This window comes from Corallococcus sp. bb12-1 (genome assembly GCF_026626765.1).
GTDB lineage: Bacteria > Myxococcota > Myxococcia > Myxococcales > Myxococcaceae > Corallococcus > Corallococcus terminator.
Window position 1 is genome coordinate 31,584 of the sequence record NZ_JAPNJZ010000017.1, and the last position, 20,753, is coordinate 52,336.

14 protein-coding genes are annotated in these 20,753 nt (G+C 71.6%); 8 read left to right on the forward strand and 6 right to left on the reverse strand.

The features are described 5' to 3' along the window. The first annotated feature begins 23 nt into the window (after window positions 1–23). The 4 genes from OV208_RS20500 to OV208_RS20515 all read left to right on the forward strand — a co-directional run bounded on the left by OV208_RS20500 (window position 24) and on the right by OV208_RS20515 (window position 7,845). Entirely contained in the window at window positions 24–3,116 is a 3,093-nt protein-coding gene (locus tag OV208_RS20500; RefSeq protein WP_267575541.1) for a tetratricopeptide repeat protein, read from the forward strand. Window positions 3,117–3,218: 102 nt separating this feature from the next. Continuing rightward, the gene (locus tag OV208_RS20505; protein WP_267575542.1) at window positions 3,219–4,085 is read left to right on the forward strand and encodes an NAD-dependent protein deacetylase; all 867 of its coding nucleotides are present in this window, start codon (window positions 3,219–3,221) and stop codon (window positions 4,083–4,085) included. 147 nt (window positions 4,086–4,232) lie between these two features. Continuing rightward, a complete protein-coding gene (locus tag OV208_RS20510) occupies window positions 4,233–6,272 on the forward strand; it encodes a protein kinase domain-containing protein (protein WP_267575543.1) in 2,040 nt (679 codons plus the stop codon). 10 nt (window positions 6,273–6,282) lie between these two features. Then, window positions 6,283–7,845: an adenylate/guanylate cyclase domain-containing protein gene (locus OV208_RS20515; RefSeq protein WP_267575544.1), complete on the forward strand. Its 1,563-nt coding sequence runs from the start codon at window positions 6,283–6,285 to the stop codon at window positions 7,843–7,845. A 3-nt stretch (window positions 7,846–7,848) separates the two neighbouring features. Here OV208_RS20515 and OV208_RS20520 read toward each other — a convergent pair whose 3' ends face one another. The 4 genes from OV208_RS20520 to OV208_RS20535 form a co-directional block, all read right to left on the reverse strand. Further along, entirely contained in the window at window positions 7,849–8,529 is a 681-nt protein-coding gene (locus tag OV208_RS20520; RefSeq protein ID WP_120540318.1) for a Crp/Fnr family transcriptional regulator, read from the reverse strand. Window positions 8,530–9,030: 501 nt separating this feature from the next. Then, on the reverse strand, window positions 9,031–10,443 hold the full coding sequence (locus tag OV208_RS20525) for an MFS transporter (protein WP_267575545.1): 1,413 nt from the start codon (window positions 10,441–10,443) through the stop codon (window positions 9,031–9,033). Further along, on the reverse strand, window positions 10,440–10,880 hold the full coding sequence (locus tag OV208_RS20530) for an acyl carrier protein (protein ID WP_267575546.1): 441 nt from the start codon (window positions 10,878–10,880) through the stop codon (window positions 10,440–10,442). Before OV208_RS20530 ends, OV208_RS20525 begins: the two co-directional genes overlap by 4 nt. 41 nt (window positions 10,881–10,921) lie before the next feature. Beyond that, on the reverse strand, window positions 10,922–16,354 hold the full coding sequence (locus OV208_RS20535) for a non-ribosomal peptide synthetase (protein WP_267575547.1): 5,433 nt from the start codon (window positions 16,352–16,354) through the stop codon (window positions 10,922–10,924). 353 nt (window positions 16,355–16,707) lie between these two features. Here OV208_RS20535 and OV208_RS20540 point away from each other — a divergent pair, with 353 nt between their 5' ends. From OV208_RS20540 to OV208_RS20550, 3 genes are all read left to right on the forward strand, one after another. Then, window positions 16,708–17,574 (forward strand): hypothetical protein, encoded by an 867-nt coding sequence (locus tag OV208_RS20540; RefSeq protein WP_267575548.1) that lies wholly within the window; start codon window positions 16,708–16,710, stop codon window positions 17,572–17,574. A gap of 105 nt (window positions 17,575–17,679) precedes the next feature. Continuing rightward, window positions 17,680–18,399 carry a DUF1775 domain-containing protein gene (locus OV208_RS20545; RefSeq protein WP_267575549.1) on the forward strand — a complete coding sequence of 240 codons (720 nt, stop codon included), beginning with the start codon at window positions 17,680–17,682 and terminating at the stop codon, window positions 18,397–18,399. Window positions 18,400–18,401: 2 nt separating this feature from the next. Then, window positions 18,402–18,605 (forward strand): hypothetical protein, encoded by a 204-nt coding sequence (locus OV208_RS20550; protein WP_267575550.1) that lies wholly within the window; start codon window positions 18,402–18,404, stop codon window positions 18,603–18,605. 50 nt (window positions 18,606–18,655) lie between these two features. On the opposite strand, the gene OV208_RS20555 is transcribed toward OV208_RS20550, so the two are convergent. Beyond that, on the reverse strand, window positions 18,656–19,315 hold the full coding sequence (locus OV208_RS20555) for an SCO family protein (RefSeq protein ID WP_267575551.1): 660 nt from the start codon (window positions 19,313–19,315) through the stop codon (window positions 18,656–18,658). After that, on the reverse strand, window positions 19,312–20,025 hold the full coding sequence (locus tag OV208_RS20560; protein WP_267575552.1) for a hypothetical protein: 714 nt from the start codon (window positions 20,023–20,025) through the stop codon (window positions 19,312–19,314). Before OV208_RS20560 ends, OV208_RS20555 begins: the two co-directional genes overlap by 4 nt. Window positions 20,026–20,188: 163 nt before the next feature. Here OV208_RS20560 and OV208_RS20565 point away from each other — a divergent pair, with 163 nt between their 5' ends. After that, window positions 20,189–20,614 carry a FixH family protein gene (locus OV208_RS20565; protein ID WP_267575553.1) on the forward strand — a complete coding sequence of 142 codons (426 nt, stop codon included), beginning with the start codon at window positions 20,189–20,191 and terminating at the stop codon, window positions 20,612–20,614. Window positions 20,615–20,753 lie beyond the last annotated feature (139 nt).

Here is a 20,753-nt window from a genome sequence, read left to right on the forward strand (position 1 = left end):
CCTGTCTCGACGAACCCACGTTCATGGACCTCCTGCTCGGGACGTTGTCGTCCGAACGGGCCGCCGGCGTGGACGAGCACCTGGACACGTGTCCCTCCTGCCGTCGCATGGTGTCCGAGGCGCTGAAGGTGCAGCCCCCCGCCACGCCGCTCCCCGCGCCGGAGGAGGACGCACCCGGCAGCGAGCTGGTGACACTGGCCGTGGAGCCGTGGCGGGGAAAGAAGCCGCGCATGCGCCTGCCCACGCCGCCGCTCGCGCGGGGCACGGCGGTGGGGCGCTACCTCATCCTGGAGATGCTGGGCGTGGGCGGGATGAGCGTCGTGTACGCGGCCTATGACCCGGAGTTGGACCGGCGCGTCGCGCTCAAGCTCCTGCAGGTGGAGGCGCTGGGGCTGGGCGCGGAGGCCGGCCGCAACCAGGTGCTGCGCGAGGCGCAGGCCATGGCGCGCGTGTCCCATCCGCACGTCGTCTCCGTCTTCGACGTGGGCACCTTCGGCCGGCAGGTCTTCCTGGCCATGGAGCTGGTGGACGCGCACACGCTGCGAAAGTGGGAGCAGGACGGCCCGCACCCGTGGCGCCAGGTGGTGGACATCTTCGTCGCCGCGGGCCGGGGACTCGCCGCGGCGCACGCGGTGGGCGTCGTGCACGGGGACGTGAAGCCGGAGAACATCCTCGTCGGGCAGGACAAGCGCGTGCGCGTCACGGACTTCGGTCTGTCGCGGATCATGTCCGGCGTGGTGGCCCCGACGGTGACGCCCGGGGGCTTCGCGCGTCCCCGCGCCATGGAGGGCGGGACGCCCGCGTACATGGCCCCGGAGCAGTTCCCACCGGAGGAGCGCACCGACGCGCGCAGCGATCAGTTCGGCTTCTGCGCCGCGCTCTATGAGGGCCTCTATGGCGAGCGCCCCTTCGCGGGCTCGACGGTGGAGGAGCTGTCCCAGGCGGTGCACGCGGGACGCGTGAAGAACGTGCCCCGGCATTCAGGCGTGCCGCAGTGGCTGCGTCGGGTGCTGCTCAAGGGCCTGTCGGTGCGGCCCGAGGACCGGCACGCGTCGATGGAGGTGCTCATCGCGGAGCTGGAGTCCAACCCCACCGCGCGTCGGACGCGGCGGTTGCGCCTGGGCGGCGGGGTGTTGCTGCTGCTGTCGGCGGTGGCCGTCACGGGCGTGCTGCACCGGCACGGCACCACGGGCTGCGAGGGGGCGTCGCGGGCGCTGGATGGCGTCTGGGACGCGCCGCGCCAGCAGGCGGTGGAGGCGGCCTTCATCGGCACCGAGCGCCGCTTCGCGCAGGATGCCTTGCGCCACGTGCGTCGCGGGCTGGATTCCTACACCGCCGCGTGGGTGACGACGCGCACGGCGGCGTGTGAAGCCACCCGCGTGCGAGGGGAGCAGAGCGAAGCGGTGATGGCGCTGCGCATGCGCTGTCTGGACGCGCGGCTGGCGGACGTGGCCGCGCTCACGCAGTTGTTCACCCAGGCGGATCCGGACCTCGTGGAGCGTGCGCCTCGCGCGGTGGAGGGCCTGTCACCGCTGGCGGGCTGTTCGGATGTGGAGGCGCTGACGTCCCGGGGCCACTCCACGCCGGACGACGCCGCCGCGCGCGAGCGCACCGTCGCGCTGCTCCAGGCGCTCGTGGACGCGAGGGCCCTTCGCGCCGCCGGCCGCTATTCGCAGGGCGTGGCGCGGGTGGCGCCGGTGGCCCAGGCCGCTCGCACCGCCGGGGATTGGTCTGGCGCCGCGGACGCGTTGCTGCTGCTCGCGGAGCTGAAGGACGGGGCAGGGGACTACCGGGGCGCGGAGCAGACGGTGCTCCAGGCCGCGTGGGCCGCGGAGGCCGGCCGCAACGACGAGGCCGCCGCGAGGGCGTGGACCCTGGCGGTGCGCGTGACGGGCGAACGGTTGGATCGCTACGCACAGGGGCAGCAGGCCGCGGAGCGCGCCAGCGCCGCGGTGGAGCGGCTGGGCGGCAGCGGTGAGTTGAGCGGGGCGCTCTCAGCGAACCTGGGCCGGCTGTTGTCGCGCCAGGGGCGCTATCCGGAAGCCCACGAGCAGCTCACGCGCGCGCTGTCCTTCCTGGAGAAGCGCTTCGGACCGGAGGCGCTGGAGGTCGCGGACGTGCGCGTGGAGCTGGGCACGGTGCGCCGCTCGCAGGGACGCGCGGAGGAGGCCCTGGCCCTGTACGAGCGCGCGATTGGCACCGTGCGTGGCGCGCTGGGGCCCGAGCATCCGGACGTGGCGCGCATCCGCCTGGAGCAGGCCAGCGTGCGCTGGCAGCAGGGCGACTTCGTGCAGTCGGAGCGGCTGGCCCGGGGCGCGCTGGCGCTGCTGGAGCGTTCGCTGGGACAGGACCATCCGCAGGTGGCGGACGCGCTCAACAGCCTGGCGCTGGCGCTGCAGTACCAGGGCAAGCGCGAGGAGGCGCTGCCCCTGTACGAGCGTGCGCTGCTCATCGCCGAGAAGGCCGAGGGACGCGACAGCTCCACGGTGGCCATCATCGTCAACAACATCGGCACGCTGCTGGTGCACATGGGCCGGCTGGAGGAAGCCACGCAGCGCTTCGCCACGGCGCTCACGCAACTGGAGCGCAGCCTGGGCGCGGATCATCCCACGCTGGCGCTGGTGCTCCGGGGCATGGGCCAGACGCTGAGCTACCGCAGCCAGCCGGATGCGGCGCTGCCGTACTTCCTGCGCGCGGCCACGCTCCAGACCTCGCTCCCGGACGACGTGAACGGAGGCTGGACGGGGGCGCTGGTGGACCTGGGGCGGACGTACATGGTGCTCGGTCGGCCGCGCGAGGCGCTGGCCCCGCTGGAGAAGGCCGTCACGGGCTGGGAGCGCGCCCGTCCCCGTCCCGCGGAGCGCCCCGCCGCGCGGTACATGCTGGCTCGCGCGCTGTGGGAGGCGAACCAGGAGCATCCCCGGGCGTTGAGGCTCGCGGCGGAGGCCCGTCAGGAGGTCGCCGCGTTGCCCGACGAGGAGTCCTCCGTCCCGGAGCTGCGTCAGGCGATGGACCGGTGGATCGCCCGACTGCCACCGCACGCGCGGCAGGCCCTCAAGAAGGCGATGGCCCCGCCCCAGGAGGCGGACCCCTCCGCGAAGACGGTGGAGCGCTGACCGCCAGGTGCCCGGCGGCATCCCCAGGCCGCCCCCTCCCTTGTCGGACGGCGGAGGGGACGACGGGCAGTCGTGAGGGGCCCGCGTTATAGGCTGGGGCGCATGACGCTCCTCGCCGACCCGCCCGTCGCCGCCCTTCCGCCCGAAGCCGGCCTGGAAGCCCTGGCCTCGCTCCTGCGGGGCCGGCGCGTCGTGGTCCTCACCGGCGCCGGTTGCAGCACCGAGTCCGGCATCCCCGACTACCGGGGCCCGGAGACGCGCCACAAGGTGCGCAACCCCATCCAGCACCGCGAGTTCCTGCAACACCCCGAGGTCCGCGCGCGCTACTGGGCCCGCAGCCTGCTGGGCTGGCCGCGCTTCACCTCCGCCAGGCCCAACGACGCCCACTTCGCGCTGGCGGCGCTGGAGAAGGCGGGCGTGACGCCGGGCCTCATCACCCAGAACGTGGACGGCCTGCACCACGCGGCGGGCAGTGAGCGCGTGCTCGAACTGCACGGCGCGCTGTCGCGGGTGCGCTGTCTGGCCTGCCAGGCGCAGGAGCCCCGCGCGTCGGTGCAGGCGCGGATGCTGGGCCTCAACCCGGACTTCGCGCACACCGTCGTGGAGCTGCGGCCGGACGGTGACGCGGAGCTTCCGCCGGAGGCCGTGGCGGACTTCCGCGTCCCCGCGTGCACCCGCTGCGGCGGGACGCTGAAGCCGGACGTGGTGTTCTTCGGCGACAACGTCGCGGCGCCGCTGGTGCACGACGCGTTCGCGCTCCTGGAAGAGGGGGACGCGCTGCTGGTGGTGGGCTCGTCCCTCACCGTCTACTCCGGCTTCCGCTTCGTCACCCGCGCCGCCGAACGCCACATGCCCATCGGCATCCTCAACATCGGCGAGAGCCGCGGCGACAGCCTCGCGGATGTGCGCGTGGAGGCGAGGGCAGGCGACGTGCTGCCCCGACTCGTGGAGTCGCTGACCCGCGCCTGACGCCGGGCGTCCCTTCCTCCCACACCCGGCGTGCAGCCAAGAGGCGCCCGTGGCGCAATGGGCACGCCCGCCACATCCAGGTGTGCCATCATTCCCGGCCTCGCGAGGGGCGGCGGTGGGCGCTCCCGGGACGGAGACACAGGGCTGATGGACACCGGACGCCCGCTGGGCGGCAGGTACGCGCTGGAGCGCAGGATTGGCGGCGGTGGCATGGGGGCCATCTGGCTGGCCGTCGACCTGCAACTTCAGCGGCACGTGGCCCTCAAGCTCATCGCCTCGGAGGTCGTGGCCCGCACGCCGGAAGCCCACCGCCTCTTCGAACAGGAAGCGCAGGCCGTGGCCCGGCTGCGCCACCCGCACGTGGTGCAGGTCCATGACTCCGGCGTGGACGGCGGCGTGCCGTACATCGTCATGGAGCTGCTGGAGGGCGAGGACCTGGAGACGCGCCTCACCCAGCGCGGACGGCTGTCCCTGGCCGCCGTGTCCGCGCTCGTCACCCCGGTGGCCCGCGCGCTGGCGGCGGCGCACGCGGCGGGACTCGTGCACCGCGACCTCAAGCCCGCCAACCTCTTCCTCGCCCACGTGGACGGGGAGGAGGTGGTGAAGGTGCTCGACTTCGGGCTCGCGCGCTCACTCCTCCGCTCCGACGAAGCCGCGTCCGCGCAGGCCGAAGGGCTCACCGGTACGCTGCGCTACATGAGCCCGGAGCAACTGCGCGCGGATCCGGACCTGGATGCGCGGGCGGACCTCTGGTCCTTCGCGGTGGTGCTCTACCGCGCCCTCACCGGCCAGTTCCCCTATGGCCCGGAGTCCGTGGGGGGCCTCTTGCGCGGCGTCTTCCACCCGCCTGGCGTGGCCGTCTCCCAGCTCGTGCCGGAGCTGGGCGCGGCCGGGGACGCCTTCTTCCAGCGCGCGCTGCACCCGAAGCCGGAGCAGCGCTTCACGTCCGCGCGCGAGCTGGCCGCGGGCTTCGCCTCGTTGGTGGAGGCAGGCCGGGCCGCGCAGCCCGCGAAGGTGCTGGTGGTGGACGACGAGCCGGACGTGGAGGTGCTGATGCGCCAGCGCTTCCGCAAGCACGTGCGCGACGGCGTCTACACCTTCGTCTTCGCGCGCGATGGCGCAGAGGCGCTGGAGGTGCTGCGAGCGCACCCGGACACGCACGCGGTGCTGTGCGACATCAACATGCCGCGCATGGACGGGCTCACCTTCCTGTCGCGCGTGGGCGAAGTGGATCCGCTGGTGAAGGTGGTCATCGTCTCCGCGTACGGCGACATGCCCAACCTGCGCACGGCGATGAACCGGGGCGCGTTCGACTTCCTCGTGAAGCCGGTGGACCTGGACGACCTGGAGTCCACGCTGGCGAAGACGGTGCGCCACGTGGCGGAGCTGCGCCGCGCGGTGCGCTCCACGGAGGAGAACGCGCTTTTGCGCATGTTCGTCCACGGCGGCATCGTGGAGCGCGTGCTGCCGCTGGTGCGCGGCCCCGGCGCGCTCGCGGGCGAACAGGTGGACGCCACGGTGGCCTTCCTCGACGTGGCGGGCTTCACCGCCGTCACCCGCCAGCACCCGCCGGAGGCCGCGCTGCGCCGGCTCAACGCCAACTTCGAGGTCATCCTCCCGGAGCTGGAGACGCGCGGGGGCGTGGTGGACAAGTTCCTGGGCGACGCCGTGATGGCCGTCTTCCAGGGCGAAGGGCACGTGGCGCGCGCGCTGGACGCCTGCCTCGCGGTGAAGCAGCGGCTCCAGGCGCTCGCGTGGAGCGGGGGCGACGCGTCTCCGTACGCGCACGGCGTCTGCATGGGCGTGGACACCGGCCCGGTGGTGTCCGGCAACGTGGGCGCCACGGGACGCGGCCGGTTGGACCACACGGTGCTAGGCGACGTGGTGAACACCGCCGCGCGGCTGGCCACCGTGGCCGCGCGCGACCAGGTGCTGGTGAGTGAGTCACTGGCCGCCCGGCTCGCGGCCACCTTCGACTGCCGTCCCGCGGGCGAGCGGCGCCTGCCGGGCCCGGACTCGGCGATGCTCGTCGTGCGCGAGGTGGTGGCGCGGCATGGCAGCGCGTCCATGTCCTCTTCCGCTGGCACCGCCCAGCAGGTGGCCCCTGCCGTCCTGGATGCGCAGGCGCCCGCGCCCAGGGCCGAGGCGTTCACGGCCAAGGGACCCTCCTGGTCCACGTCCACCTGAGCGGCAGCGCATGCGCCTCATCCTCAACCCAGGGCAGGTGGACGAACGGGTGGTGATGCTGCCCGAAGGCACCACCACCCTCGGCCGCACCGAGGAGAACGGCATCCGCGTGCCGCACCCCAGCCTGTCGCGGCGCCACGCGCGCCTGGAGCGGCGGGGCGAGCGCGTGGTGCTGGTGGACCTGGAGAGCAAGAACGGCAGCTTCGTGGGCCCGCACCGCGTGACGCGCCAGGAGCTGGGCCACGGCCAGTCCTTCCGCTGCGGCGAGGTGTGGTTCCGGCTCGTCTCTTCGGACACGTCGCTGCCGGACGGCTGGGGCCCCCTGCGCACCCAGCCGCTGGAGACGCGCTTCTCCTCGGGCGGCGCCATGGAGTCACTGCTCGACACGCGCTCGCCGGACCGCACCGGCGACAAGCTCCAGGTGCTCCTCAAGGTGGGGCAGATTTTGTCGTCGCCGGGCCCGGTGGAGGGCCTGCTGGAGCGCGTCGTCCAGCTCGTCTTTCAAATCTGGGCGGTGGACCGGGCGGCGGTGCTGCTGGTGGACCGGGACACCGGGGACCTGGTGCCGCGCGTGGCCCGGGGCGCCCGGGGCGGGGCGCTGCCGGAGCGCTTCTACAGCCAGCACATCGTGGACTACGTGCACTCGCGCGGCGTGGCGGCGCTCTTCACCGACGCCCGCGACGACGCGCGCCTCCAGGCGTCGGAGTCCGTCTTCCGCCAGTCCATCCGCGCGTCGCTGTGCGTGCCCCTGCGCACGCGCGACACGGTGCTGGGCGTGCTGTACCTGGACAGCCTCAAGCAGGGCGGCCTCTTCACCGACGAGGACCTGGAGTTCCTCACCGCCTTCGTCAACCAGGCCGCCATCGCCCTGGACCACGCGCACCTGGCGCGGCGGCTGGAGGAGGAGGCGGTGCTGCGAAACGCCTACCAGCGCTTCTTCCCGCCGGACGTCGTGCGCCAGCTCAAGGCCCTGAAGGGCGTCCCGCTGGACGTGCGCGAGGCGAACGTCACCATCCTCTTCTCCGACATCACCGGCTTCACCGCCATGTCCTCCCGCCTCCAGCCCCGGCAGGTGGTGGACATGCTCAACGCGTACTTCCCGGTGATGGCGGACATCGTCTTCCGCCACGAGGGCACGCTGGAGAAGTACATCGGCGATGCGCTGATGGCGGTGTGGGGCGCCCCCTTCGCCCGGCCGGATGACGCGGACCGCGCCGTGCGCGCGGCGGTGGAGATGCAGCGCGCGCTGGCGGACCTCAACGCACGCTGGCGCTCCGAGGGCGTGCCTGAAATCCACGTCCACATCGGCCTCAACTCGGGGCCGGTGGCCGCGGGCAACATCGGCTCGGAGCGCTACCTCCAGTACGCCACCGTGGGGGACGCCACCAACGTCGCCAGCCGCGTGTGCGGCGTCGCGCGCCCGGACGAGGTGCTCCTCACCGAAGCCACGCGCGCCCTGCTGGACGCGGACGCCTTCGTGCTGGAGCCCCTGGCCCCGGTGACGGTGAAGGGCCGCGAGGAGCCCCTGTCCCTCTTCCGCGTGCGGTGGGACCAGGGCCCGGGAAGAGGGTGACGGCTACTCCGCGTCCTGACCCAAGCGCTCCGGCTGGAGCAGGACGATCTGCCCGCCCTCGAAGGACAGCATCCCCTCGCGCACGTAGTAGCGCAGCCACTTGTTGACGCTCTCGCGCGTGACGCCGCAGAGGTTCGCGAGCTCCGACTGGGTGAGCTTCGGGGTGATGACCAGCCCCTCCGGGCCCTGGCGCCCCTGCGTCTTCGCCAGCTCCAGCAGCACCCGCACCAGCCGCGAGCGCGCATCCAGGAAGGCCGAGTCGTACACGAGCTGCGTCGTGCGCCGCACCAGCCGGCTCATGTTCGCGAGCAGCGCCAGGCTCACCTGAGGCCGCGTCTCCAGGTAGCGGCGGAAGTCGTCGCGCTGGAGCGTGAGCAGGTGCGCCTCCTCGCGCGCCATCGCGTCGGTGGAGCGCGACTCACCGTCCAACAGCGACAGCTCGCCGAAGGCATCCCCCCGGTCCAACAGCGCCAGGGTGATTTCCCGCCCCTCGCTGGAGGAGAGCCGGATGGCCACCTGCCCGCGCCGGATGATGAACAGCGCCGTCCCCACATCTCCCCGGTGGAAGATGACCTCCCCCCGGGCGAAGCGCCGGGGCTGGAGCAGCGACGACATGGTCTCCAGGTCCTCCCGGCCGAGGCTTTCGAACATCGGGATTTCAGCCAGCAGCTGCGCGTAGGACATGAGGGGGCCGCCATTCTGCCTGGAATCCCTGGATACAGGTAGGGAAGCCTCCCATCCAGACCGAGCGGACAAGTCCGGCGGGTGTGAACGCCTTCACACCCAGCCTGTGGGCCGCTTCACAGCCTGGGAAGGGGGGGAGGCGTACTGTCTCTTCATCGCAGCACGGGAAGCAGGGGGGCCCGCTAGCGACACGGTGAGTCAAAGAGGTCGGGGGACTTCTTAGCCCACTGGCGTACGAGCGGGAAACAAACGGGGGAGGAGCCGCAGGGGTCGGCACGTAGAAGGGGGAAGCGTCGAGTTTCTGAGGGGGAACTCGACGCGAACACGAGTGCCGGCTCTTGCTGGAGCCACGCAGCAACGAACCCGGGCCAGGAGGCCCGTCGCTCCGGGGGGAGTGACGGCCTTCTTGTCCGGGTTGTTTTATTTGGGGCCTGTTCGACCGCGGGCGTCATGCCCATGCCGGCGCGGGCCCCCAAGTCCAGGTCCACTGGGGACAGGCGCTCAGGACGCGGAGGCTCCGGCTGCCGGGGCGGACGGCGTGCCCGGATCCTGGGCGGCGTCCTGCTGGGTGACGGGGATGTCGGGCAGGGCATCCGGAATCTCACGATCCAGGTGGCGTACGCGCGGGTTCATCCAGGCCACCACCACGTTGACGATCGTCAGCAGGCCCAGGCCGATGAAGAGCAGGGCGATGCCGCGCCCCGGGCCCACGCCCAGCAGCCGCCCCATGCTGTTGGCGAGCGCGCCATCTTTCGCCATGGCCGGCTCGAAGAGGTCGTCCGCGATCGGCCCCGCCAGCAGGGCGGAGAGCGGCGGCACGCACAGCAGCACCATGCGCTTCACCGCGGAGGCGCGGCCCTGGAGGTCCGCCGGAACCTTGCGCTGCCAGAGCGCCTGGCTGCCCGCCATCATCGGCGGCATGGTGAACATGTAGAGCGCGGCGGCGGTGGCCACCAGGGGCACGCTGAGCACGGGCGCGGCCATGAAGAGCACCAGGCCCGACAGCAGGCTGAAGCCCAGGATGCCGTGCAGCACGTTCTTGGGGCCGCCCCACACGCCCATGCCAATGGCGCCCACCAGCGCGCCCGCGCCCGCCACCGACCCGATGACGCCCAGCGTGGCGACGTCCGTGAAGCCCAGCACCAGCGGGGTGATGAGCAGCATCACCAGGGACATGCACAGCGAGGCCACGGCGGTGAAGGCCAGCAGGGCCATCAGGCCCGGGCGCGTGCGGATGAAGCTCCAGCCCTGCTTCATCTCCTGGAACAGCGACCCCTTGCCCTTCTGCCCCGCCTCGGACACGGGCGGGCGCGGGAAGCGGACGATGAGCAGCGTGAGGACGGCGAAGGAGAAGCTGACGACGTCCACCGTCAACACGCCGATGAGGCCCACCGCGTTGATGAGCGCTCCCGCGATGATGGGGGAGAGGATCTGACTGGCGCCGCTGGCCACCTCCGCCATCGCGTTGGCGCGGCCCAGGTGCTGCTTGGGCACGAGCAGCGTCACCGTGGCGAAGAAGGCCGGCCAGCGGAAGGCGCCGAAGCACGCGCCCAGGGCGATGGGCAGGTAGAAGTGCCAGGCCTCGAGCTTGAGCAGGCCCCGGTTGCTGGCGATCACCATGCCGAAGATGATCAACGTGCTGGCGCCATTGCCCAGGTCCGCCAGCAGCATCGCGCGGCGGCGGTCCCAGCGATCCACCAGCGCGCCCGCGAACGGTGACAGCAGCACCATGGGCGCGACCGCGAAGAAGGTCAGCATCGCGTATTGCGTGGTGGAGCGCGTTTCCAGGAACACCTTCGCGCCCACGCCGAACGCGGTGAGGCCGGAGCCGATGAGCGAGATGAGCTGACCGAACCAGGTGATCCAGAAGACCCGCATGGGCTGGGTGATGGTCAGGTGTCGGGACAGGCTCATTCCACGTCTCTTCGGTCGGGAGGGTTCAGGGACCCGTGCAGGGTACTACGGCAGGCTGCGGACCCGGGGCATTCCGGGAGGGACGGGTGTGCTCGCAGTTCGTGCGGGTGGAATTCAAACCCGAAGTCCCGCCGCAGGTCGTGTGCCAGCGTGTGCGGGTCCTGGCCCTTGAAGCTTGCGTCCACGGGCAGTTGCTTCAGTGGGATGCGCAGCCGCTGGGCGAGGTGGTGGCGCAGGTACTCCGTCATCAGGGTGGGGCGTTCGGTGGGGAACGCCGTGCGCAGGCGCTGCGCGATGGGCTCCTGCGTGGAGGCTCCTTGCTTGCCCCGTTCCTGCTCCAGGCGTCCGGCGACACCGGCCACGGTGGGGCTTTCGTAGAGGGTGACCGCGGGCAGCGCGACGCCGAACTGTTCGCGCACGCGGGCCACCAGCTTCACGCCCACCAGCCGATGACCGGGATGCCTTCCACTGTCGTCGGCTACTTGCCACGGCCGCGCGTCTGTTGACGCCGTGCCAGGGCGGCCCTGCGGCGCTCCGCCTCCTCCTTGAGCTTCTGGGACGCGGCGCCGGAGTCCTCACCGCTGTTCGCCAGGTGCTGGGCGAGCGTGCTCACCGTGGTGAACTTGAACATGTCCACCAGCGCGAGGTCCGCGCCCAGCTCCTCGCGCATCCGCCGGTGTGCCTGCGCGATGAGCAGCGAGTTGCCGCCCAATTCGAAGAAGTTGTCGTGCAGTCCCACGCGCTCCACCTTCAGCACCGCCTGCCAGATGGCGGCCACGCTGCGCTCCACCGCGCTCTGGGGTTGGGCATAGGCCACGGCGGACGCGAGCCGGGCCCCTTCCGGCGCGGACAGAGCCCCGGGGTCCACCTTGCCGTTCGTCGACAGGGGCAGCGCGGACAGCGGCACGTACGCGGATGGCAGCATGTACGGCGGCAGCGCCTCCGCGAGGAAGGCGTTCAGGTCCGTGTGCGTGGGCGCGGGCTCCGACAGCACCACGTAGGCGACGAGTCGCTTGTCGCCCGGCGAGTCCTCGCGCGCCATCAGGAACGCGTCGCGCACGGCGGGGTGGCGGCGCACCGCGGCCTCCACTTCGCCCGGCTCGATGCGGAAGCCGCGGAGCTTCACCTGCGCATCCGCGCGGGACTGGAACGACAGCACGCCATCCGGCAGCCAGCGCGCGCGGTCGCCGGTGCGGTAGAGGCGTTCGCCCGGGTGGAACGGGTGGTCGACGAACCGCTCGGCGGTGAGCTCCGGTCGGTTCCAGTAGCCGCGCGCGAGCCCCCGTCCGCCCACGTACAGCTCGCCGGACGCGCCCACGGGCAGCAGGTGGCGCTCCGCGTCCAGCACGTACACGTCCGTGTTGAGGATGGGCCGGCCAATGGGCACCCACGCAGGGCCCTGGAGGTCCTCCACCGTCATCGGGTGGTAGGTCGTGCACACGGTCGTCTCGGTGAGGCCGTAGCCGTTCACCACCGTCGTCGTGGCGAGCAGCTTCTCCACGTCGCTGGCCACCAGCGCCTCACCGCCGGAGAGCACGAGCCGCAGGGGCGGCAGTTGCTCCAGGCGCGCGTTGAGTCCCGCGATGACCGCGGGCACCGTGCTCACGAGCGTGACGGTGTGGCGGGTGATGCGCTGGAAGAGCTTCTCCTGGTCGAGGAGCTCCTCCTCGGTGGGCAGCACCAGCGCGCCGCCCGAGCACAGGAGCGGGAGGATTTCGCCCACGAAGCTGGCGGACGCCACCGACGTGAGCGGCAGCATCCGGTCCTTCGCCGTGGGCGCGTACGACTCCAGGAACGAGCGCACCAGGTTCGCCAGGCCCCCGTGCTCCAGCATCACGCCCTTGGGCTGCCCGGTGGAGCCGGAGGTGTAGACGACGCACGCCAGGTCGCTTGAGCGCACCGGCGCGGAGGGCTCCGGGGACAGCGCACCGTCCAGCGGTTGATCCACGAACACCGTGCGCGCGGACGTGCCCGTGGGCAGCGGGCGCTGGAGCCAGGACTGGGTGAGGAGCACCGGCGCCCGCGTGTCGCCGAGGATGAAGGCCACGCGCTCGGAGGGGTAGGCGGGGTCGATGGGGACGTAGGCCGCGCCGGTGGCCATCACGGCCAGCACCGACACCAGCGTCTCCACGGAGCGCTCCAGACAGAGGCCGACGAGGTCGCCCGGCTTCACGCCGGATGCCCGCAGCCACCCGGCCAGCCGCCCCGAGCGCTCCGCCAGCTCGCGGTAGGTGAGCTGTGAGTCCTGGAAGAGGACCGCGACGTGGTCCGGCGTGCGCGCCACCTGCGCCGCGAAGAGCGCGGGCAGCATGTCCGCGTCGGTGAGCGCCACGCGCGGGCCCCGCGCGGCTTCGAGCAACTGGTGCTGCTCTTCGGGGGTGAGCAGGGGCAGCCGGGAGAGGGCGCGGCGAGGCTGCGCGGCGATGCCGGCCAGCAGCGTGCGCAGGTGTCCGCCCATGCGCTCGATGGTGCCGGTGTCGAACAGGTCGGTGTTGTATTCGAAGGAGGCGACCAGCTCGCCGTCCGCCTCGCCCAGGGTGAGCGTGAGGTCGAACTGCGCGCCGCCGTGGGACAGCCCCAGTGATTCGATGGGCAGGCCCGCGACGGTGGCGTGCGCGCCTGGGATGTCCAGGGCGAAGGGCGTGAGGCCGCGCTCATCCAGCTTGGATGCGCGCTGGTAGACGAACATCACCTGGAACAGTGGCGAGCGGCTCTGGTCGCGCAAAGGCTGCAGCCGGTTCACCAGAGCGCTGAACGGGTAGTCCTGGTGCTCCAGCGCGCCCAGCATCGTCTGGCGCGTCTGGGCCAGGTAGTCCGTGAAGGACAGGGAAGGGGAGGGCCGCGTGCGCACCACCAGCGGGTTGACGAAGTACCCGGCGATGCCTGCCAGCTCCGCGCGTCCCCGGCCCGCGCTCACCACGCCGAGCGTGAAGTCCTGCTGGCCGGTGTAGCGGTGCAACAGGGCCTGGAAGGCCGTCTGGAGCACCATGTTGGGCGTGGCGTTGTGGTCGCGCGCCAGCGACTTCACCGCGGCGGTGATGCCCGCGTCCAACCGCGTGGTGTGCACACGGCCGTTGAAGGTCTGCACCGGCGGACGCGGGTGGTCCGTGGGCAGGTCCAGCACCGGCAGCGTGCCGGAGAGCTGCTCGCGCCAGTACTTCTCCAGTGCCTGTCCGCGCGCTCCTGCGAGCATCTCCGCCTGCCAGCGCGCATGGTCCGCGTACGTGCGCGCGGGCGCCGCGAGCGTGGGACGCTGTCCCATCCGCAGCGCCGGGTAGAGCGCGTCCAACTCCTCGGCCATCACCGCCAGCGACCAGAAGTCGGTGATGACGTGGTGCATGGCGATGAGCAGCGCGTGGTCGTCCGCCGCGCGCGACACCAGCCGCACGCGCAGCAGCGGCCCCTGCTCCAGGTCGAACGGGCGGCGGGCCTCGGCGGACAGGTGCTCCAGCACCTGCTCCTCGCTCCAGCCCTGCGCGTCGGTGACGACGAAGTCCAGCGCCAGGTCGGCATGTACGCGCTGCACGGGGCCCGTGGCCGCCATCACGAACGTGGTGCGCAGGGAGGGGTGCCGGGCCACCAGCGCCTCGAAGGCGCCCTTCAGGGCCTGCGTGTCCAGCACCGCGCGCACGCGCACCGCGACGGGCACGTGGTAGGCCGCGCTGTGCGGCGCGAGCTGGTGCAGGAACCACAGCGCCTGCTGACCGCCGGACAGGGGCGCATCCCCTGTGTCGGAGTCCACCGCCACCGGGCTCACGGACGGCTCCGAGGGGTGTGAAGGCAGCCGCTTCATCACCGTCTCCGCGAGCTCGGCGAGCGACACGCCCATGAGCACGTCCGACAACGGCAGCTCCACGCCCAGCGCCGCGTCCACGGAGCTCTTGAAGTCCACCGCCATCAGCGAATCCACGCCGTAGGCATGCAGTGGCTTCTCCACGTCCACCAGCGCGGTGGGCAGTCGCAGCACCTGCGCGGCCTGCTCCTGGAGGAACATCGCCACCATCGCGCGGCGCGCGATGGGGTCCCGCACCACCGCCAGCAGCTTGTTCACCAGGCTGGCGTCGAGGCCTCCGTGTTCGGTAGGGACGGCGGCCTTCGCGACGTACCGCTCCGGCGTCACGGGCGCGGGAGCGGCGAGGATGCTCCTGTGCAGCGCCTCCAGCGTGTCCGCGACGTACTCCGCGCGGGCGGCGAAGCGCTGGATCTTCCCGCTGGATGTCTTCGGGAGGGTGCCCGGTCCCAGCAGCACCACGCCCTGGGCCTGGAGGTCGTGTCCGGCCGCGACGGCCTGCCGGATGCCCTGCGCCAGGGACTCCAGGTCCACGCTGGCCCCTTCCAACGCGCGCCGGTCCACCTCCGTCACGACGATGAGGCGCTCCTGGTCCTCCAACTCGATGGAGAACGCGGCGGTGCAGCCCGGCCGGATGGCGGGGTGGCTGGACTCCACCGTGCGCTCGATGTCCTGCGGGTAGTGGTTGCGCCCGCGGATGATGATCAGGTCCTTCAGGCGCCCGGTGACGAACAGCTCGTCGCCGTCCAGGAAGCCCAGGTCTCCCGTGCGCAGGAACGTCGTCGCGTCGTCGGTGTCGGTGAGCGGCTGCTGGAAGGTGGAGCACGTCTGCTCGGGGCGGTTCCAGTAGCCCTGGGCGATGCTGGGCCCGGCGACGCGGATCTCCCCCACCTGGCCCGGCGCCAGCGGTCGGCCCGTCTCCGGATGCGTGATGAGGAGCTGTTGGTCGGTGAGGTTCCGGCCGGAGCCCACCAGCGTCCGAGCGCCCGGGTGCGTAGGCCCGGCAGCCACCACGCGGTGGTCCTTCAGCGCGCCCGCGTCCACGGTGCGCTGCACGGGCAGCTCGCGCTTGTCACCGCCAGCGGCGATGAGCGTGCCCTCCGCGAGGCCGTAGCACGGGTAGATGGCCTCCGAGCGGAAGCCCTGGGGACCGAAGGCCTTCGAGAAGCGCCGGAGCGTCTCCGGCATGATGGGCTCCGCGCCGTTGAACGCGAGGTCCCAGCAGCCCAGGTCCAGCTTCGCGCGCTCCTCGGGCGTGGACTTGCGCACGCACAAATCGAACGCGAAGTTGGGCCCGCCGCTCGTCGTGGCCTGGTAGCGGGAGATGGCCTCCAGCCAGCGCAGAGGCCGCTTGAGGAAGTCCACCGGCGAGAACAGCGTCACCGGGAAGCCGCCGTACAGCGGCTGGAGGATGCCGCCGATGAGGCCCATGTCGTGGTACGGCGGCAGCCAGATGACGCCCTGGCTCTGGGGCGAGTGCCCGAAGCACGAATGGATCAGCTTCGAGTTGTGCAACAGGTTGCCGTGCGTGAGCACCACGCCCTTGGGCGATGACGTGGAGCCGGAGGTGTACTGGAGGAACACCCGCGTGTCGGTGGCCACGCCCGGGTCGCGCCAGCCTTCGGCGACCTGCGTGTCCAGCGTGTCGGTGGCGATCCAATGCAGCTCGCGCAGCTCCGGTGCCTGTTCGAAGAGCAGCTCCCCCATGCCGAGGATGACGTCGGTGGTGAGGGTGAGCGTGGCCTGCGCATCCCGGCTGATGGCGAGCAGGCGCGGCAGCGTGCGCGCGAGCCGCATGGGGTCCGGCGGATAGATGGGGACCGCGATGACGCCCGCGTACAGACAGCCGAAGAACCCGGCGATGTAGTCCAGCCCGGGCGGATACAGCAGCAACGCCCGTTGGCCCTGGGCCCCGCGTGCCTGGAGCGCCGCCGCGATGGCCCGCGCCTTCTGATCCAGCGCCGCGTACGTCAGGTGCGCCTCATCCGTCTCCCCGTCCCGCAGGAACGTGAAGCCGCGACGGTCCCCCTGGTCCCGGGCGCGGACGCGCAGCAGTTCCACCAGCGTGGGATACGAAGGGTCGGGGGCCGGAGAAGAACCGGACGGCGCTCCGCTGCGCATGGACGCGACTCCTGGGAGGCGATGGTGGAGGCCGGGCGGGGGACCCGGCGACCTCCCCTGTAGATGGTACAGCGGAGGTCCTCAGCCGAAACGTGGCACATCCGCTCGTGCCACGGGAACACGCGGAACGTACGGGTTGCCGTGCGGAGGGCCCGGTCCTGACGCTCCTGTCTTCATCCAGGAAATATCGGCTGGGTATGGACGCTCCTGCGCTCTTTCGCCATGGAGGGAGGCGACAGGAAGGGTGGTAGAGCGCACTCGCCGCGCGGTGGAGCGCAGGCTCACTGCGTCCGGGCCGTCCGCGCGCGGTGACGGGGTGTCAGGTCGCGGCGGGCCGCGAGAAGGACGGGAACATGTTGGAAATGCAGCGCGGTGGAGCAGGGCGGTGGTGGCTCGCGGCCCTGTTGATGGGTGGGCTGTGGGGCTGTTCGGGGACGGAGGGCCCGGGAAACGGGGGCGATGCGGGTGTCGTGGATCCGGGGCCGGACGAGCTGCCGTGTGACGTGAAGGCCGTGGTGGCGGAGCGCTGCGCGTCCTGCCACACCACGCCGCTGAAGGGGTACGCGCCCCTGGCGCTGCTCGCGCGCTCCGACTTCCAGAAGCCCTCCCCGGTTCATGCCCAGCAGAGCCTGGGGCAGCGCAGCCTGGAACGGATGGGGAACGCCGCGTCGCCGATGCCTCCGAGCTCGGAACCACCGCTTCCGGACGAAGCGCGCGCGGTGCTGACGCAGTGGATGGAGGCGGGGATGCCCGCGGGGACATGCGGCAGCGTTCCGTCAGGGCCCGCGCCGACGACGTGCGCGAGCGACAGCTTCTGGAGCGAGGCGAGTGGCACGGGGGCCACGATGGCGCCTGGCTACGCGTGCCGGAGTTGCCACCTGCAGCAGTCGCCCAACAACGCGTACTTCTTCATGGGCACGGTGTTCCCGTCGCTGCACGTGGCGGATGGATGTGATCCCCGGCTGGGCTCGCCGTCCAACGTGAAGGTGGAGATCCTGGACGCGCAGGGCGCGGTGCGGCTCACGTTGGTGCCCAACGAAGCGGGCAACTTCATGTCGAACACGCTCCAGTCCCCCTTCCCGATGCCCTACCGCGTCCGGCTGGTGGGCCCGACGGGTCGCTCCCGGGAGATGGCCACGCCCCAGACGAACGGCGACTGCAACAGCTGCCACACTGAACAGGGCACGGGCCAGACACCGGGGCGCATCGCCCTGCCGTGAGCCCGTGTCGGAGCGTCCGGCGCGGACGCTGCGACAATTGACCGCATCCAGGGCTTCGGAGGAGGGCTGCTATTCGGGAGCCTCCCTTCCTTCTGGAGTCGCCCGATGAAGCTTCCCCTGGGTCCGCTGTGCGCTGTCGCGGGTTCGCTCTTCTCCACCGCCGCCTTCGCGCACGCGGCGGTCGCGGGCCCCACGCCTCCGTACGCGGGCGTTTCCTTCGACGCCGACTTCACCGTGAGCCACGGGTGCGACGGCGCGGACACGTCCCGGGTGAAGGTGACGATTCCGGCGGGCGTCACGGGCGTGCGTCCGGTGGACTCCACGTTCGGCAAGGCGGAGGTGGAGAAGGACGGCGCGGGCAACGTGACGTCCGTGACGTGGACCCGGGCTCCGGGGGATGTGAGGGCGGCGGACACGCACTACTTCCATCTGGGCCTGCGCGCGAAGCTGCCCGCGAAGCCCTTCACCACGGTGTTCTTCCCCACCGAGCAGACGTGCCGTTCGGCGGTTGGCGTCGAGACGACGGTGGGCTGGACGGGAACAGGCGGTGGCGGGCACAACCACGACACGGACGCGGGCACGGAGCCGGCGGAGAACCCGGCCCCGTCTCTCTTCCTGCTGCCCACGCGGCTGCCGGGTTGGAACCAGTACACGGTGGAGGAGCACGTGCACGACCTCACCGTGTTCAAGGACGCGCTCATCGTCTGGTCCGGCACGCAGGCCTACAGCTTCAACCCCGTCACGCAGGCGCTCATCGAGAAGGAGCCTGGCACCCAGCCGCTCACGGAGATCCATCCGGGCACGGTCATCTGGGTGAAGTACTAACCATGCGCCACTGGCTCTTCGTGATGGTTGTCGGGGTTCTCGCCGCCTGTTCGGACAAGCCCCCGGTTTCGCCTCCGCCCGCCGACGCGGGCTCCACCCTGGAAGACGACGCGGGCGTGACGCCCTCCGGCGTGGAGCGGCCCGGGACGTTGGAGCGTCCTCCAGGGGACCGATTGCCGGAGGACCTGAAGCCTCCTGCTCGGTAGCGGTGACGGGCGGGGCCCCGCGGAAGGTTCGCGGGGCCCTGGCATGTGGCTCAGTCCCGGGCGTCTGACAGGACCTCCGCGTCGTGGAGCAGGGCCTCCAGCCCGGCCTCGTCGCCCGTGACCTTGTAGTAGCCGCGAAGCTGTCCCCGGGCGTCCACGAGGACGAAGTGCTCGCCGTGGAAGACGCTGAAGAAGTCGTCGTCGCCCGTGTCGGCGTCGCGGCCCATCATCACGCGGAAGCCTTCGAGCACCGTCGTCTCCACCTGCTCCAGCGGGCCCGTGAGCAACGACCACGTGGCCGTGTCGATGTGGTGGGCGCGAGCGTAGGCGGTCAGCCTTTCGGGTGTGTCGTGGCGGGGATCCACGCTGAAGGACACGAGGCGCAGGTCCAGCCCCCGGGTCTGTGCCTGCCGCTGCACCCGCAGCATCCGTTCGGTGAGCAGCGGACAGACGGTGGGGCAGCGGGTGAAGAAGAAGTCCGCGACGACGAGGTGGCCCTTGAGGTCGGCGTCGGAGAAGGGGCGCCCGGTCTGGTCGGTGAGCTCGAAGCGCGGGAGCGACCCATGTACGGGGAGGTTCGCGGCGGCGGCCTGGGCGCGCGTGCGTTGAATCCACGGCGCCGCGCCCGTCAGGAGCGCCATGCAGGGCAGTGCGACCAGCGTGGCCCGGAGCCAGGCGCAACGTGAGGAGGGGGCAGGAGGGTGTCTCATCGGGAGGGGCCTCGTTCAGGGCGCTGGGGGGCTTGCGTGTCGGGAGGCGCGAGGACCGCGATGGGGCCGCAGGTGAGCAGGCAGCCCGCGTCCTCCACGAGCCGTTCGGCGGCGCCCGTGTCGTGGAGGAGGTCGTAGAAGCCGCGTACGCCTCCGGCCTGATCCACCAGCACCCAGGCGGTCCAGGGCGAATCCTTCGCGAAGACGTCATCGGGGAGGACGGCCTGGCCCAGGCGTCGCGCGGAGGACTCCAGGGCCGCGCCGTCCCACAACCGTCGCCAGCCGTGGGAGGGGGGCGGAAGGTCGGAGGGTGGGACGGGACGTGATTCCACGAGGACGACCTGGAGCGGCACGCCCAGGGACTTCAGTCGGGCCTGGAGGCCCGGGAGGGATTCGAAGTGACGCGCTCCCGTGTCGGCAGGACCGGACGCGAACTGGAGCAGCGCGAGGTGTCCGCGAAGTCGCCGCGTGTCGAAGGGGGCGCCCTGGTCATTCCGGAACGTGAAGGGCGGAAGCGGGCCGTACAGCGGCGGTGGCGGCGTGGACGTCAGGGGATGCGCTGTCGTGGCACGCGAATCCGGCCGGGCGAAGTCCAGCACCAGCACGATGGCTCCACATGACAGCGCGCACACGGTGAGGCCCAGGGCTCCCAGCGCGGCGAGCATCCACGTGGGCGCGGAAGCCTTCGGCCGTGGATGGAGATGAGTCATGGCGAAGCGCACCCTGCGGCAGGAGGCGCATGCGTGCGCTGCGGCACGTTGTCGCGGGCCCCGTGCGTGCCGCGTGCCGCGACAACATGTCGCGGTGTCCGCGTGCTCGCTTCCGTTACTGGAAGAGGCGACTGGCGCGGATCCGCGCCGACACGAAGGGCGGATGACGATGTGGTGGGTGTGGATGATGTTGCTGGGCGCGGTGCCTCCGACGCCGACGGCCGGGAGCGACGCGGGGACGGTGAACACGGAGCTGCTGGTGGGGACCGCGACCAGTGCGTCCGGACGGCTGCGCGTAGAGGTCCGCTCGTCCGCCCCGTCGCTCAAACGCGGCGTTCAGGTCTTCCACGTGCGGGTCACCGAGGTGGCCACCGGAAAGCCGATACCGGGAGGAACGCTGAGCGTCCAACCCTGGATGCCCGCGATGGGGCATGGCATCTCCGACACACCGCGCATCACCGAGCGCGGGCCCGGAGACTTCGAGGTGGCGGAGCTGGACCTGTTCATGCCCGGGGCCTGGGAGCTGCGCTTCACCCTGAAGGACACGGTGGAGGACACGGCGGTCGTCGCCTTCAAGCTGGGACGGTGATTCCGCGCATCGAACTTCAGTGGACCGGCTGCGACCATCGAAATAATGCAGCGCACACTGGCCCATCGACTCAGCCGTCACCTGCATTCTTGGCTGGTGAACCCGGACTGGACGCGGACGACCCGTCAGATCCGCACGG

Excerpts from the sequence above, each read along its gene's own strand:
- OV208_RS20500 (WP_267575541.1), top strand. The coding sequence starts at position 24 with ATGGACCTCCTGCTCGGGACGTTGTCGTCCGAACGGGCCGCCGGCGTG.
- OV208_RS20505 (WP_267575542.1), top strand. The coding sequence starts at position 3,219 with ATGACGCTCCTCGCCGACCCGCCCGTCGCCGCCCTTCCGCCCGAAGCC.
- OV208_RS20510 (WP_267575543.1), top strand. The coding sequence starts at position 4,233 with ATGGACACCGGACGCCCGCTGGGCGGCAGGTACGCGCTGGAGCGCAGG.
- OV208_RS20515 (WP_267575544.1), top strand. The coding sequence starts at position 6,283 with ATGCGCCTCATCCTCAACCCAGGGCAGGTGGACGAACGGGTGGTGATG.
- OV208_RS20520 (WP_120540318.1), bottom strand. The coding sequence starts at position 8,529 with ATGTCCTACGCGCAGCTGCTGGCTGAAATCCCGATGTTCGAAAGCCTC.
- OV208_RS20525 (WP_267575545.1), bottom strand. The coding sequence starts at position 10,443 with ATGAGCCTGTCCCGACACCTGACCATCACCCAGCCCATGCGGGTCTTC.
- OV208_RS20535 (WP_267575547.1), bottom strand. The coding sequence starts at position 16,354 with ATGCGCAGCGGAGCGCCGTCCGGTTCTTCTCCGGCCCCCGACCCTTCG.
- OV208_RS20540 (WP_267575548.1), top strand. The coding sequence starts at position 16,708 with ATGTTGGAAATGCAGCGCGGTGGAGCAGGGCGGTGGTGGCTCGCGGCC.
- OV208_RS20545 (WP_267575549.1), top strand. The coding sequence starts at position 17,680 with ATGAAGCTTCCCCTGGGTCCGCTGTGCGCTGTCGCGGGTTCGCTCTTC.
- OV208_RS20550 (WP_267575550.1), top strand. The coding sequence starts at position 18,402 with ATGCGCCACTGGCTCTTCGTGATGGTTGTCGGGGTTCTCGCCGCCTGT.
- OV208_RS20555 (WP_267575551.1), bottom strand. The coding sequence starts at position 19,315 with ATGAGACACCCTCCTGCCCCCTCCTCACGTTGCGCCTGGCTCCGGGCC.
- OV208_RS20560 (WP_267575552.1), bottom strand. The coding sequence starts at position 20,025 with ATGACTCATCTCCATCCACGGCCGAAGGCTTCCGCGCCCACGTGGATG.
- OV208_RS20565 (WP_267575553.1), top strand. The coding sequence starts at position 20,189 with ATGACGATGTGGTGGGTGTGGATGATGTTGCTGGGCGCGGTGCCTCCG.